At 51.5% G+C, this 14,051-nt stretch carries 12 protein-coding genes and 1 pseudogene; 3 read left to right on the top strand and 10 right to left on the bottom strand.

The features are described 5' to 3' along the window. Positions 1-557: 557 nt before the first annotated feature. Positions 558-1,505: an ArdC family protein gene (locus I2D83_RS14605; RefSeq protein ID WP_205946790.1), complete on the top strand. Its 948-nt coding sequence runs from the start codon at positions 558-560 to the stop codon at positions 1,503-1,505. Positions 1,506-1,700: 195 nt separating this feature from the next. Here the strand turns inward: I2D83_RS14605 and mobC are convergent, their stop codons facing one another. Both mobC and I2D83_RS14595 read right to left on the bottom strand, forming a co-directional pair. Continuing rightward, positions 1,701-2,447: a MobC family replication-relaxation protein gene (gene mobC, locus I2D83_RS14600; protein ID WP_205946789.1), complete on the bottom strand. Its 747-nt coding sequence runs from the start codon at positions 2,445-2,447 to the stop codon at positions 1,701-1,703. 9 nt (positions 2,448-2,456) lie between these two features. Next, positions 2,457-4,316: a type IV secretory system conjugative DNA transfer family protein gene (locus I2D83_RS14595; RefSeq protein WP_205946788.1), complete on the bottom strand. Its 1,860-nt coding sequence runs from the start codon at positions 4,314-4,316 to the stop codon at positions 2,457-2,459. A gap of 538 nt (positions 4,317-4,854) precedes the next feature. Between I2D83_RS14595 and I2D83_RS14590 the strand changes: the two are divergent. Beyond that, a pseudogene (locus I2D83_RS14590) lies at positions 4,855-6,185 on the top strand (IS4 family transposase). A gap of 282 nt (positions 6,186-6,467) precedes the next feature. Here the strand turns inward: I2D83_RS14590 and I2D83_RS14585 are convergent. The 4 genes from I2D83_RS14585 to virB11 are packed head-to-tail and all read right to left on the bottom strand — an operon-like array spanning position 6,468 to position 8,587. Beyond that, entirely contained in the window at positions 6,468-6,773 is a 306-nt protein-coding gene (locus I2D83_RS14585) for a dpoa decarboxylase (protein ID WP_205946787.1), read from the bottom strand. Between the two features lie 49 nt (positions 6,774-6,822). Then, the gene (locus I2D83_RS14580) at positions 6,823-7,125 is read right to left on the bottom strand and encodes a TrbM/KikA/MpfK family conjugal transfer protein (RefSeq protein ID WP_200111838.1); all 303 of its coding nucleotides are present in this window, start codon (positions 7,123-7,125) and stop codon (positions 6,823-6,825) included. A gap of 47 nt (positions 7,126-7,172) precedes the next feature. Further along, positions 7,173-7,571, bottom strand: a complete 399-nt coding sequence (locus tag I2D83_RS14575) for a cag pathogenicity island Cag12 family protein (protein ID WP_200111839.1) — start codon at positions 7,569-7,571, stop codon at positions 7,173-7,175. After that, positions 7,568-8,587: a P-type DNA transfer ATPase VirB11 gene (gene virB11, locus I2D83_RS14570; RefSeq protein WP_200111840.1), complete on the bottom strand. Its 1,020-nt coding sequence runs from the start codon at positions 8,585-8,587 to the stop codon at positions 7,568-7,570. Before virB11 ends, I2D83_RS14575 begins: the two co-directional genes overlap by 4 nt. A gap of 37 nt (positions 8,588-8,624) precedes the next feature. On the opposite strand from virB11, the gene I2D83_RS14565 reads away from it, so the two are divergent. Then, entirely contained in the window at positions 8,625-9,632 is a 1,008-nt protein-coding gene (locus I2D83_RS14565; RefSeq protein ID WP_205946786.1) for a hypothetical protein, read from the top strand. Between the two features lie 309 nt (positions 9,633-9,941). Here I2D83_RS14565 and virB10 read toward each other — a convergent pair whose 3' ends face one another. The 4 genes from virB10 to I2D83_RS14545 all read right to left on the bottom strand — a co-directional run bounded on the left by virB10 (position 9,942) and on the right by I2D83_RS14545 (position 14,044). Continuing rightward, positions 9,942-11,159 (bottom strand): VirB10/TraB/TrbI family type IV secretion system protein, encoded by a 1,218-nt coding sequence (gene virB10, locus I2D83_RS14560; RefSeq protein WP_200111842.1) that lies wholly within the window; start codon positions 11,157-11,159, stop codon positions 9,942-9,944. A 19-nt stretch (positions 11,160-11,178) separates the two neighbouring features. Then, a complete protein-coding gene (gene virB9 / locus I2D83_RS14555) occupies positions 11,179-12,084 on the bottom strand; it encodes a P-type conjugative transfer protein VirB9 (RefSeq protein ID WP_233628423.1) in 906 nt (301 codons plus the stop codon). Then, on the bottom strand, positions 12,084-12,767 hold the full coding sequence (locus tag I2D83_RS14550; protein WP_200111843.1) for a VirB8 family type IV secretion system protein: 684 nt from the start codon (positions 12,765-12,767) through the stop codon (positions 12,084-12,086). The genes virB9 and I2D83_RS14550 overlap by 1 nt, the downstream gene beginning before the upstream one ends. A 212-nt stretch (positions 12,768-12,979) precedes the next feature. Beyond that, complete coding sequence (locus I2D83_RS14545) at positions 12,980-14,044, bottom strand: TrbL/VirB6 family protein (protein WP_200111844.1); 1,065 nt, start codon at positions 14,042-14,044, stop codon at positions 12,980-12,982. Between the last annotated feature and the right edge of the window lie 7 nt (positions 14,045-14,051).

The following is a 14,051-nucleotide window of genomic DNA, read 5'->3' as shown; positions in this document are numbered from 1 at the left end:
ATTCTTAAGACGGACTAATGCGAGGCCTCCGGGTACTGTTGCGTTATTGCGTTAACATGTGAACAACAGCCACATAGATGTAGACATGGCAAGACTTTACACTGACTGCAAAACTTACCTGTTTACTGAGCAGAGTTCACGATCCTGCTGGAGACCTAGCCTATTAATCTCTAACGTTCCCGCTTTTTCATAAAGCAGGATGCTATATCTTATTGTTTTATAAAAAATAATACTGACAACTCAGCTTTGAACTAATATCGTTAAACCCAAACCCAAACCCAAACCCAAACCCAAACCCAAACCCAAACCCAAACCCAAACCCAAACCCATTTCACCACTGCATCCTAAGGGGCGCTACGTCTGGTTATGCAGTGTCAGTTTTTCTCCCGCGTGACTTCCGTTCCCGTATCAGCTTCCGGTTAATCGTTTCCCAACACAACCCGTCCCGCAAGGGTAAATGGCACGCATGCTGCGCCCTTGCAGTACAGAACGCTGCCGGGAAAGCGAACCGTCAGGCGATACGAAGACGAAATTCACACCACTGACGGAGAAAAAACATGACGACTTCCCTGCATACCCAGACTAGCGCCCCTAACACCGCAGCGGCGACCAGCGTATCCCCGCTGGAGCAGTCAGGCTCCTCAAAAACGAAATTTTATCAAACCACCAGAACAGATATTTATCAGACTGTCACCGATAACATCATTGCAGCGCTTGATGCCGGTGTAAAACCATGGTCTTGTCCGTGGCAACGAGTGCCGGGCATGTCTGGGTTGCCTTCCAACTTCGCAACCGGTATCGCGTATAGCGGAATGAATATCATGCTGTTGTGGTGCAGTGCGTCAAAACAGGGTTTTGGTGATTCACGCTGGATGACCTACAAACAAGCACAGGCAGTAGGCGGGCAGGTTCGCAAAGGTGAACACGGCACGACAGCCATTTTCTATACCACCTTAGAGAAGGAAAACGAAGACGGTGAAATCGACCAGATCCCGATGCTGAAAACTTTCAACGTGTTTAACGTTCAGCAAATTGACGGCTTGCCTCTGACAGCTGAAACCGTCAGCCCGGAAGCAACCTTTGACCCGTTGCCGGAGGCTGAAAATCTGTTCCAGAAGAGCGGCGCAAACATCATTGAGAAAGGACAAAACGCCTTTTTCCGCCCCTCAACTGATGAAGTCTGGCTACCGGAGCGCCATCTGTTTTCAGATGCAGCTAATTTCTACGCTACTGGCTTGCATGAGCTGGTTCACTGGAGTGGTGGTAAAAAACGCCTGAACCGTGAAATGAAAGGGAAGTTTGGCAGTGCAGATTATGCGAAGGAGGAATTAGTGGCGGAGCTGGGAAGTGCCTTTCTGATGGCGGATTTGGGGATTGATGGCGAGGTACAACATGAAAGCTACATCGCTTCCTGGCTGAAAGCGCTGAAAAACGACAAGCGCTATATTTTCAAAGCGGCCAGTGCAGCCTCTAAAGCGCATTGTTATCTGATGAATAAACTCTGAGGCCGGAGCCGGATAACCGCAAGGGAATGTGGTTACATGGTTTTTACCGGCAACGCTGCAAGGTGCAGACTGAGGCGGAACGCAGCAGAGCGAGTACCGAACAGTCTGCGCCTCGCAGTGGAATAAAAAATCGTCCGGCCTGGCGGTATATCGCCGCCAGGCCGGTGAGGCCATCTCGATGGCCTGAGTAAAAGCTTAAGTATAGCTGCCTAATGACAGGTGTTTCAGTTCATCAAAGGTATAAATGCGGAACACCCGACGGTGGCGTTCTTCCAGCGGGACGTGCTGATGGTTGATGATGACATGTCTGATGCTGTCAAACAGCAGCTCAAGTGCCCTTTTTTTCTGTGGGTCAGGCATGACATAAAAAACATAAATCCACTGTTTGCGGGTACGGGCAAGGAGGTGGCTGGCAATAATCGACTGGTAGCGGGCCCTGGTTTTCAGGCGACGCTCGGTTTCAATGGCGATCACGGTGCCACCAGGCAAGATGATCAACCCGTCCGGACGATGTTTTACCTGATACTGGCTGAGAAAGGTGGCCCGGTCGCCGTTAATCCATCCCGAAGCGCCTTTCTTCTCCAGAATAAGCCTGGCGGCCTGATTATCAAGATGGTGCTCCAGCGTCCAGCCGGTGATTTTTGATGGTTCAAACCGAGCAGGAAAAATTTTATCATCCGGGGTAAACACCACTGCCAGCCCGTCGCTGGTGATCCCCCATAATGAAATCTTCATTGTTCGTGATTCAAGCACATGCTTCTGTATTAACCCCATTCGCTCTGTTTTTGCCAGTAGCGAATAAAGCGACTTATGATCCCGGAAACCAAATAACAGCATCAGCGTTTTAAAATCACTATAGGTTTCTTCTTTCAGGAAGTTCAGCAGTTGTTTTATTTTTTCGTTGTTACGCGTCTGGCGCTCGTGAAAGGACGAAATCAGCATAAGCGCTCCTTAAAAATCAAGCGGGGACAGGTGTTCTTCACCATCAGGTTTCGGCTTTACCGATTTTACTTCGTTTTCGTCGAAGAAAAGAGCCGGGTGTGTTGTCATCACATCCGACATGGCTGGTTTATCATCCTCGCAAAAATCCAGCATGATCTTCACGGGAGCTACCGCTGCGGCAATATCAGGGGAAACCGAGAAGATTTTTAGCTGACGCTTTCTGACCTTTATCGGGGAAATCAGTGAAGCAGAAGGTAGCGTTTTTGTCGTAAAGATGAAGCTGACAAAATCGGGCAGGTTCAGGATCATATTGCTGTCAATAAAGAAACGTTCGGCCTGGCGGATTGTGCGCTCACTGTCGATGGTCTCCGTCAGCATATTATCCGTTTTAGCCTTGCGGAGTTCATCATCCACCAGAATCGTGCCTGACATTCTCGCCACCCATTCCGCTGTATCCGGATCCATAACCCGGTAAACCAGTTTGAATTTGGCATTTTCAACGACAGCACCGACAACGGCGTCACCTTTCAAATCTGCCGGGCAGTCTTTTAAATCGGCAATGGACTGGTGGTCCATAATAATATGCACGCCTTTATCCCGTGCTGCGCCTAACCCCTCCAGTGCTGGCCTAGACAAATGGTATTTCAGTTCGGAAAGATAAACAGCAATGGGGCGCGGTACGTCTGTTACACGGTCGCGTTTTTCTGCCAGCTGGTAAAGGCGAACCAGTAACATGCGCTGGGCTGTAATAATTTTGCTGTTTCGCATGGAGCCGATAACATAACAGCAGCCACCTTCATCAAATATTTTTTTGAGTGAAAAACCCTCCGGTGAATTTATGGCATTGAGTAAGGCCAGTTCCTCAATCTTACCGAAAAAGGCTTTTATCTTATCTGCTATACTTTGAACGTAATCACTATGATAAACATCCCGAATGGTTGAGACAGTATTACGGGTGACAAATTGTGCGGCTATCCGGGCCGCCTTCCGATCATCAATGCGATAAAAGTCCGATTCCTGTCCTTTTTCCGCCAGGCTGAACCCTGCAACGAACAATTCTTCCAGTTCATCGGACGTAATATCTTCAATCAGGTTTAGCTGGTATTGGGGTTTTCGCAGGTCAATTAAGGCAAAGGGTTTTCCTGCATCCTCGCAGGCTTTGCGGTAAAGGTGGGGTGCCCATTCATCATCCTTGGGGTCCATAACAAAGACACCTTCACTGGCCAGAATACTTTGATAAAGTAATATCCCGGCAGCTACCCCTTTACCGGCTCCGGTGGTGCCAATAATATCCGCGTGCTGTTTCTGCCAGTCTTTTAACGGGAGATACATTGGTTCGTTCTCCCTGTCCATGCCAGTAAAAATGCCTTTATTCAGGTCGATATAATCCAGCGGATCATAGTGCAATGTTTCCGGCAACAAGGACTTTACGGTGCGGACATCGGTGCGCAATTCCCGTTCAAGGGTGGTCTTTTTAACAAGGCGTTTCTTTATTTTGTCCAGTTCCGGCGTGAATATCCGGCGAAGCATAATATGAAAAATAATCCCGGTTACAGTGAAAGCAATCCGTACTGACCAGGCCAGTACTGTATTATCACTGGTGAGTCTGGTCTTATACAGCCACTGAAAAAAGCCGATAACGACCGGGGCCAGTGTGCCAGAGAGGAAACAGACCATGGAAAAAGCCATAATCAGCTTTTTCCAGAGCGGAGCTTTCTGCCGTTCATCGCTTTTCATTGATGCAAAAAACGGCATCGTCAGCCCCGCTAATAACGCCAGTATCAGTTGTTGCTGTTGCACAAAAGCGAGCAGCGCCAGCATCCCGTTCACTATCGGTGACAGTGAAGCGGCAAGCTTATTTAAAATCATGATGCCTCCTTCGTCAGCTATTCGCCCCATGACATCGCCCCATCAATTCGCCCCACGGTGTCGGGCGAAAAGGCGGGGCGAACGTAAGGGACGAAGAAAGTGACCGTTGTGCGGCCATGTGCCGGAAAGCATGCTTCCCGGTACGAAACGGCGTGCGCCAGTACATGCGGGCTGGACGCCCTTATTGCCTGCCGCATGGGGGTAATGTCGTGGCTGTACGCCGCACCAAAACCCCCAGAGTCAAAGGCGGCACACCGTCGCCCGCTACGCGCGACCAACCCCTTTAAGACGCGCGTTTCGCCTGTTTTTTCTCGCAAGCTCCAAAAAACGGGAACGCTGCTTTAAAGGGGTTGGTCGCGCCTGATCGGTAATATTCCCCGCTGGGGCGGGAAATATTACCTGGCTTGACGGTGTGCGGGGCAAGCCCCCCAAATAAACCGCTGTCGTGGGCGACTAATGCCGATCAGTTAAGGATCGGTTGACCGATCCAGTGGATGTGTAAAAATCCGGAAATGCTCACCCGTTTCCGGATTTTTTTATGCACATTGGACAGGCTCTTGATCTGGTATCCCATTACGACTCTTTGCGTAACCCACTGACTTCTCTGGGGGATTATCTCGACCCCGAACTCGTCTCACGTTGTCTCGCCGAGTCCGGCACGGTCACGCTACGCAAGCGGCGTCTCCCGCTTGAAATGATGGTCTGGTGCATTGTCGGCATGGCGCTTGAACGTAAAGAGCCCCTTCACCAGATTGTTAACCGTCTGGATATTATGCTGCCGGGTAACCGTCCCTTTGTCGCCCCGAGTGCCGTGATTCAGGCTCGCCAGCGCCTGGGAAGTGAGGCCGTTCGCCGTGTGTTCACACAAACTGCACAGCTCTGGCATAGTGAAACGCCACATCCACACTGGTGTGGCCTGACTCTGCTGGCCGTGGATGGCGTGGTCTGGCGAACGCCGGATACACCAGAAAATGATGCCGCCTTCCCGCGCCAGACACATGGCGGAAAACCGGGACTCTATCCACAGGTAAAAATGGTCTGCCAGATGGAGCTGACCAGCCATCTGCTGACGGCAGCAGCCTTTGGCACGATGAAAGAGAGTGAAAATGCGCTTGCAGAACAGTTGATAGCACAGACAGGTGATAACACGCTGACTTTACTCGATAAAGGCTATTACGCACTGGGTTTGCTGAATGCCTGGAATCAGGCGGGGAAACACCGGCACTGGCTGATCCCGCTGAAAAAGGGGGCGCAGTATGAAGAGGTCAGGAAGCTGGGTAAAGGTGATCATCTGGTAAAATTGAAAACCAGTCCACAGGCCCGTAAAAAGTGGCCGGGTCTGGGGGAGGAAATCACAGCACGGCTACTGACACTGACCCGCAAAGGAAAGGTCTGTCATCTGCTGACGTCGATGACGGATGCGCTGCGCTTCCCTGGTGGAGAGATGGCGGACCTGTACAGCCACCGGTGGGAAATCGAGCTGGGCTACCGTGAGATAAAGCAGACGATGCAACTGAGCAGGCTGACACTGCGAAGTAAGAAACCTGAGCTCGTGGAGCAGGAGTTATGGGGAGTATTACTGGCCTATAATCTTGTAAGATATCAGATGATTAAAATGGCAGGACATCTGAAAGGATACTGGCCAAATCAGCTGAGCTTCTCAGAATCGTGCGGAATGGTGATGCGAATGCTGATGACACTACAGGGTGCTTCACCGGGCCGCATCCCGGAACTAATGCGTGATCTTGAAAGCCAGGGACAACTGGTGAAATTACCGATAAGAAGGGAAAGGGCCTTCCCACGAATAGTAAAAGAAAGGCCCCAAAAATACAGTAAGGCCCGTAGATAAAATGCCAGTCAGTCGCTTAACTGACTGGCATTACTGTCGTGGGCGACAGCTTTTCGCTCGCTGGGGCGGCGAAATTTATTCGGCTCCCCCGGCCTGCTCAATTCGCTTTGGGCGAATGTTCGCAGGTGGGCGCGGTGCCTGAAAATTAACAATTTCTGCGAAATTGAATTTTCTGTCCGCGCTCCACGTGTTTATTTTACGGCTTAACAATTTCTCCGAAATTGAAGCCAAAAATAAGCACGCCTGAAACCCGTCGTCTGTCAGTCTGTGGCGTCGTTCGATACAGTATCAGTGTCTGTGATTCACATCTGGTCGCGGGCTATTTCAGCCCGGCATTCCCGTTCGGCGTTTAATGCCGCATGGTACGTTTCGTCATCGGTCTTCGTTCCCTGACTTTCGGCATACCGCCTGAGCTTTTCTGCGTCCGATTCATTAAGCTGTGACAGATGATGTCGTAATAAACAGATAAATCGGCTCTCATATATCTCGTAATAAACCCCGCATCCCTGATGTGCTTTTTTTGACAGAGAATCATAGATACATGTGACAGATATTCTGTCGTGATGTGTTGAGTGAATGTTGGAAATAAACAGATCTTCTTTATCCACTTTTGTGTCTCCATGCAGGGAAATATATTAAGATAACGGCAGTATTGTATTAGCCTCTGACCCTGCCAAACCTGGACAGGATTTTATTCACCGCCTCCGGGTCAGCACTGGCACATTCTCCTAAGAAAGCTTTTCTGGCATTGAGCGTGTGATTGGGTAAAAAACCGTGTTTATTCTTTTTGACGATATTAAAGAAAGCACGCTCCGCAGAACGACATTCACTTCCTCCATTGTTTCCGGTTGCTTTACCGTACATACAAAGTACAACTTCGCACGGGTCGGCAGAGAAAGAATAAACAGGCGTCCCGGCAGTAATGCACAGCACTGCCGCCGCAATAATGGAATATTTCATGATGGATACCTTACCCTAAGATTAATTTCAGGATGTGAGGGGAGGATTTAATGTGAAAAATAAATGCGAGTGTCGCTGCATGTCAGGCATCCAGAGACAGGTTGATATTCAATAACGCCTTTAGCACCATATCGCCGTAGCCAGTTTTTTGCAGTAAAGAAATCTGCGCCTGATGGTGCAGCAACAACTATACGCGCAGAGTGGGTGACCGCGTAAAATACGGCTGGCGTCCAGCTAGTCTCATTAAAATTCCGTGCTTGAATGGATAATAACCATTTATCGTTAACCACCGGGGAAAGAATAATAACCGGGTTGTCCCGCCATTGCGGTAAACCGGTATTGACTGACAGGCCCTGTTTATCCCATTCAACAGGAACCGGTGGCGGGGGTGAAGCACAGCCGGAAAGTACCAGTGAAAATAGCAGCATATTGATAACCTTCATCATGCTTTCATCTCCTCAAAAAAGGCGCTGCGGTGCAGTGGCCGGAAATAAATATCATTCATCCGGCGCACATTACCGTCCAGGTCGATACTAACGATAACGTCCAGACTGTCCAGTACCTTGCGTAACATAAAGGTGTAAGGGAGTTGGGCGCATTGCGGGTTTTCATAACAACGGGTAATAAACCCGTCCACCGCTTCCATTGCTGAACCGGCATGGATAGAGGTCATGCTGCCTTCATGGCCGGAGCCGGTTATCTTGAGAAAATCCCAGGCCTCACCGCCACGCACTTCGGTTAATAGTATGCGGTCGGGATTCATGCGGTAATTCCAGCGCAGCAGGCTGGCGGGCGTCACAATTGACCCTTTTTCATCTGCCGATTCCGACGGATAAAAAAGGTGGACGTAGTTTTTATGAATAAATAGGGTGATTTCCGGGTTATCTTCAATGGTCGTAATACGCAGATGAGGAGGGATGTAATCAATCAGCATCTTCATATAGGTGGTTTTCCCGGTACTGGTTTCCCCGGCCACCGCAATGGTTTTACCGTATTCCACACATTTCTCCATAAAGCGCGGAATGTCTTTTGCGTCATATAAGGCCAGTAATTCTTGATCGTGCGTCTGCGTTTTTTCCGTGCCCGTCACCCGGTTATAAAACCCGGCGGCGATATAGTCCTGATGCGGGATTTGCACCTGTGAGGGTTTACGCAGGGTGATGGACACCGTGTTACGCTCGCAGGCCGGGGGTACAATAACCTGACAACGTTCGCCGGATTCCAGCGTGGCTGACAGCCCCGGCTTGATATCTTCGATATTGTCGCCGTGATGCTTCGCCAGGCATCTGGCAAAGTTGTAGCAGCCCTCATAATCCAGCGGGGCAGTATGCTGTTCCCAGATGCCATCAATTTTGGTGAATAGCTCACCCGGGCGGTTGACGGCGATCTCTGTCAGTCCTCGGCGATCCAGAAAATCGCCAAAAAATCGCTGCTTATAGCGGTCGAGAGAGAGGTTTTTCATGTGATATCCTTGGATCGGATAAATGTGTGGAGGGAGCATGTCGAAGACGAAGGTACTGTTCGCTTATTGCCATGAACTGGGGCGCTGCTTGTCCATTGATGAAGCGCGAACGGAATTTTTCTCCAGAAAGCCGGAAGAAAGAAAGCGGTTCACTTTTTCCTGTAGCGATCGCAACTGTAATGTCACCATCAGTGGCGTTAACTATCACGTCAAAGCTGAAGATGGTGAAAAATTCAAGGCTGCACACTTCCGTTCACCCCATCCTCACAAGTTCGGATGTGAATGGGTCGAGTTCACCGAAGATGCCGATCAGGACAGACGTCCGGACGAATCAGAAGCTAATTTCACGGAAAGAAAAGCAAAGCAAAAGCTGACGGACTATATCAACTGCTTTGATCCTTCAATTGATGATCCTGATGGCGAGCCAGCCGCTCCCGTTAAGCTTGCTACTCCTGCACATGTAAAAAAACCTGACGGGGGTGATGATAAGCCGGGTACAGGTGAAGAGCCCCGCTGGAGTCGCTATACGCGAACTAACCAGCTTCAGCGACTTATCGACACATGGCAGGAAGCGAAAGAAACGCTGCCTCAGGATGAGTTCAGGGCGTTGAGACTCAGGATCATGCACCACAGTCAGGTCTATCTTCATGAATATATAACGCATATTCAGCGAGGATTGACTAACCCGTACGCGGGCGTCATCTATGGCGGTGGGACCCTGATGCATCGGTATGGGCGGGGTTTTCTTATTAATTTCTTTGATAAACATGAGGGTAAACCTGTTCGCCTGTACGTCAGTAAAGATCTGATGGCGAAAGGCCGGTTTGGTCATTATATCGATGAAATTCTGGACACAGAAAACGTCAGATATTTCCGTGTGTTTCTGCTCAACCCGGTTGTTTCTGAACGGGAAAATAGCGCAGGAAAAAGCGTTATCAACCTAGAAATATCAAAGCTGCGTCAACTGGCGATTTATTACGAGCTGAACTCCAGCAAGGAAGATGATTCTCCATCAACGGAGCAGGAGGGGGATAGTCCGGCATAGCGGGCTAATGTCGTCACAAGAATGATAATATCGGTGACATCAGGCAGCGATATCTGCTTATGTGCCAGCCGGATATCGTCTGAGGAAACAGGTGGTGCATCCAGAGGACCTTCACAGATGGTGAGGCAGAAAGTTTGTCCTTCTCCTGAGTCAATCATGAGCTCTGTCAATGCGCCCCCGGCACGATAACATGTCATGACTATTCTCCTGATCCCGCTAAGGTGTGACATTACGTCGTTGACTACGGCATTGTTGTAATCGTCCCTTACGATGACGTCTGTCGCGGTGACGCCAAACAGAAATTTTCGATTATTCACTCTTCATCCTCAGTGCATAGATGCCGGAAAAATCAATATCCTGTCCGGTGATCAAATTGATGATCTCACCCTGATTTTTGTAGAGGGTCGGCGGGATATTGATGCTGTTTTCCAGCGTGGTTCGCGCCATATCCGCCATGGCCTGACGGCTGTTTTCGGTATAGTCCGTATTACGATCTTTCTGACCGGCGCTGTTGGATGCCCACGCCCCAATATCCGGGATCATACCAACCAGTAATGCGCCGCCGAACCGCTCTCTGAAATGCGTGTCGATCCAGCCGTCAACGCCAGCCTCGCCGAGCTCTCCGGCAGCGCGGGTATCGACCAGCGGAATATCAAGATAAGGGGGCTGGCGGGTACGCAGCTTTGTGATAATGAGAAAGGCGCGCCCCTGTCCGTGCGTCATCCCGGTTTCTGCGCCAGTCTGGTAAATGCCCGTGGCGGTGCTCCCTTTTTCAATCAGCTTCGTATTACCGCTGGCACTCCAGATATCTTTGGCGATCGTGCAGCGGATTTTCCCCGCCCGATCCGAGACAAAGCGGTAATCCAGTGAACAGGGAATAGCGGTATTTTCCGGGACGTACAGGTCCGGGTTGTAAGGAATACGCCGGACTGCCGCCGGGGAGGGGGCCGACGGTGGCGATGTGGTGTCTGGTTGCTGTCCGGCAGAGGCTGCCTGCGTCATCTCCTGCTGCCTGGTCCGGGCCGGGTTTTGAGCCGCAGCGGCTGAACCATCACGCCGAACCAAAAAATGGGCTTTATCAAGTTGAGGCGGCATCTCAGCCTCTGGGGCTGTCGTGATGCGCGGGTTGTTTTCTGCCGGTAACGATGCTTCGGCTTCGGTATCTTGGGTACCCAGATCGATACGCTGCCGGTAATCTGTCCGGTTCGTCTGTGGCGTAGCATCCTGCCGCTTCTCTTCACCGGGTTGCCAGAGTAGATTGCGGTATACCCAGTTGCCTGCCCATGCCAGCGCAATCAGTGCAACGGCGGCGATCGCCAGAAAAGCGGTGGCTTTCCCGCGCCTGCGCTTTTTCAGTTTGTTGACGGCGGGTTGTAGCGGGTCGTTCTCTTCATCGTCCTGAGCGGTGAGAAGCGTCGCTTCCCGCTTTGCACGGGCCTCGCGTTCCAGCGCGGCAATATCGTCATCCTGTTGCGAAGGAGAAGGCTCTGCGCCATCAGGCACCGGATGCGGGTGTTCATCGTTCATCTGCATGACTCCTCAGTTGTCAGTGGGTTGTGGGCATTTCCACCCGCTCAACCAGCGGGGAAACCGTGGCACCATCAGCGGCCTGGACCTTACCGAAACCACGATTTTCCAGGCCGACCACGGCGTTACCGGAACGCAGGACCAGACGGGGCGTGACCTCCTGAATGACCAATACGGTGAAGTTGCCTTTTCTGCGGATACTGCTGTTAACCACATGCTCGTGGCCGTTCAGCTCTTTTGTCACGGAGGGAATAGATTTGGCCGGGGAGAAGCCCACGAACGTAAAACGGCCATCGTCATACGCAAAATCGGGAACGATACGGGTGCTGTCGCGCCCCGGATATTTGAGGTAGTCCCAGTTGCGTGGCGTCTGCGCGGCATTCAGGGACTGCTGAATATCAGCCTGCTGCTGTTTTTGCTCCCGCTCCCGCATTCTGGCCGCTGTCTCACGACTGGCCTTTTCCTGTGCTTCACCCGGATAACGGTAACTCACCTGGAAAGCGGGCTGCTGCGGTGACTTATCATCGATGACGTTCAGCTCGACGTTGTACAGCCGACGGGTGGTGACGATCAGCAGGTTGGTATGCCAGTCCTGGCTGTTAGGGGGGATCACCACCTGCGTGGTGTTACCGTCCGCGCCGGGCGCGCCCTGAACGAGCGCCACCGGGCGGATGTTGACCCGGTTGGCGTCCGGTGTGGCTTCCCACGCCTCCTCAAAACCGGGTCTGGCGCTGATAACCGCCTCGTCGCTGTCAAAGACCAGTGTGGTCATGAAACCGGGACGGGTATTGACGACGGTAACGTTCAGCGGGTTATAGACAACCTGCTGAACGCGGGCATCATAGCGGCTGGCCTGCGGGATGGCCGCGCACCATGCCGTGCCACACATCATCAGCGCCAGCGGGATAAGAGTGATGCTTTTCATTATTCACCTCCCCGGATTTCACGGTCTGCCTGCCAGTTGGTCACGATAAAACCGAACGGATTAACCTCCCGTTCCGTATCGCTCATTTCTTTGCCGGGGTCGGAGTGAAATGTCAGGCGGGCATCCCAGTATTCGGTGCGGGTGCTGTTGTCCGCGAGGCGGCGGATGGTCTTTTTGTAACGGAGGGTGGCGACGTTATCGGGGTCAGTGCCATCAGTGATCTGGTTTGACAAAATGTCGATCCGCACGGTATGCGCCCCATTCTGGTACACCTTGTCCGGGGCGTCTTTTCCGGCATACAGCGCCAGATAGTCATCGTTGACCTGAGGACTGTTATAAACCTGTACCGTGGCGTAATCGTCCTGCAGGGAAGGGTAAACGTACCGTTCACGCAGCCTGACGTAACTGGACGTCATCGCCTTCTGATAAGCCGCCTCCGCCGTCAGACTGGTTTTCGATGCACGGGTGACGTGCTCCACTCGTCCGGTATGATTATCCACGGTGTACAGTTCAACGACCGTCTGTTTCAGGGGCAGCATCAGCACCACGGCGGTAAGCGCCAGTAGGGCGATGAGCAGGCCCGCGCCGCCCATAATAAACCCGGCTTTTGTGGCACGTTTGTCCCGCTCAATCATCTGCTGCTCAAAGGTGCGCGAATCCGCAATGAGGGTCTGTTCACTCATGACTGTTTAACTCCGCCATTATCTGAGGGGTGTTCACCGGGATGCCCTGACCACCAAAGGCCGGGGGACGGGGGGACTGCGCGCATCCGGAAAGCGCGCACAGCAAAACCAGCGCAATCAAGCGTTTCATGGGGTGTTTCCTTAGTGAGATGAAGACAGGGTTATGTTTTAGCCGGAGGGATCAACGGAGTATTTCAGCAGGGATGACAGGTTTAACGATGGAATTTCTGAACGGCCGTTTCTCTTGATTGCGCCAGTCGCCGGGCTTCGTTGCGGGCGATCATCTGTTCAATCGCATTCTTACGTGCCTGAGCTGCGCTGTATCCCGGACCGCTGCCGGGTTTACCCGCACTGGCATCTTTCCAGCCCTGGATAGTGTCCTGAAGGGTGCGGGTAGTCTGCTTACCGGCTCCTGCTGCCAGTTTCCCGGCACCAAACGCCGCCGCACCAATACCCACCGCCGCCAGCCCCTGCATGGAGACGGTTGCCCCGGCCCCGGCCAGCGCGCCAGCCAGTTTTGCGGAGAGGTAGACCAGTATTGCTGCGCAGATACCGGCCAGACAGACCTGAGCACCTAACTCCACAATGTTGGATTGTGTAGACAGTTGTGTTGCAATATCTAACCGCGAGTTTAAATAATTAACGACAATGCGTAGCGACAATGCAGAAAACAGAACCGTTAATATGGCGGCGAACACATTTTGCAGCCAGTTGTTAAACATGGGGCGTAAAAAACCATACAGCAGACAAAAGATAAATACGGGGGCGGTAATACTCAGCAGTAAAACCATGACTTCCGCGATCATTGAAATAAAGGCGGTGATAATCATTAAAACGAATATCCCGAGCCAGACATAAAATTGAGCCGTCATACCCTCATCTTTTATGTATGTTGAGTTATCCATGTCGTGTAACGTTTTACCCAATACCTTCGCTTTACCCCATAAGCTATCCAGTAACTGCCAGATATTATCGCTGCCGGAAAATCCCTCCTTCAGGCCATTAATGGCATCAATAACCCCATCGAGATAACCGCTGACATTTGCCACAAAGGACAGGATAATTGCCATCCTCATGATGTCCCACATGACATCCTCCATTGGCGTGGACAACTTACCTGCCAGGGTCTGGTATCCACGCCACATGATATAGAGCGTGGCTGACGTTGCCGCCAGCCCCACCATCATGGAGGAGTATGACATCATCAGTCCCTTTGTGGCGTCAGTAACTCCTCCTATCAGGTGTTTTTCAACACCGATAAATACACCACCGGGCATATTAACC

Source organism: Pectobacterium aroidearum, from assembly GCF_015689195.1.
GTDB lineage: Bacteria > Pseudomonadota > Gammaproteobacteria > Enterobacterales > Enterobacteriaceae > Pectobacterium > Pectobacterium aroidearum.
The sequence above is the reverse complement of the archived record's forward strand: the minus strand, read 5'-3'. Positions and strand labels throughout refer to the sequence as shown.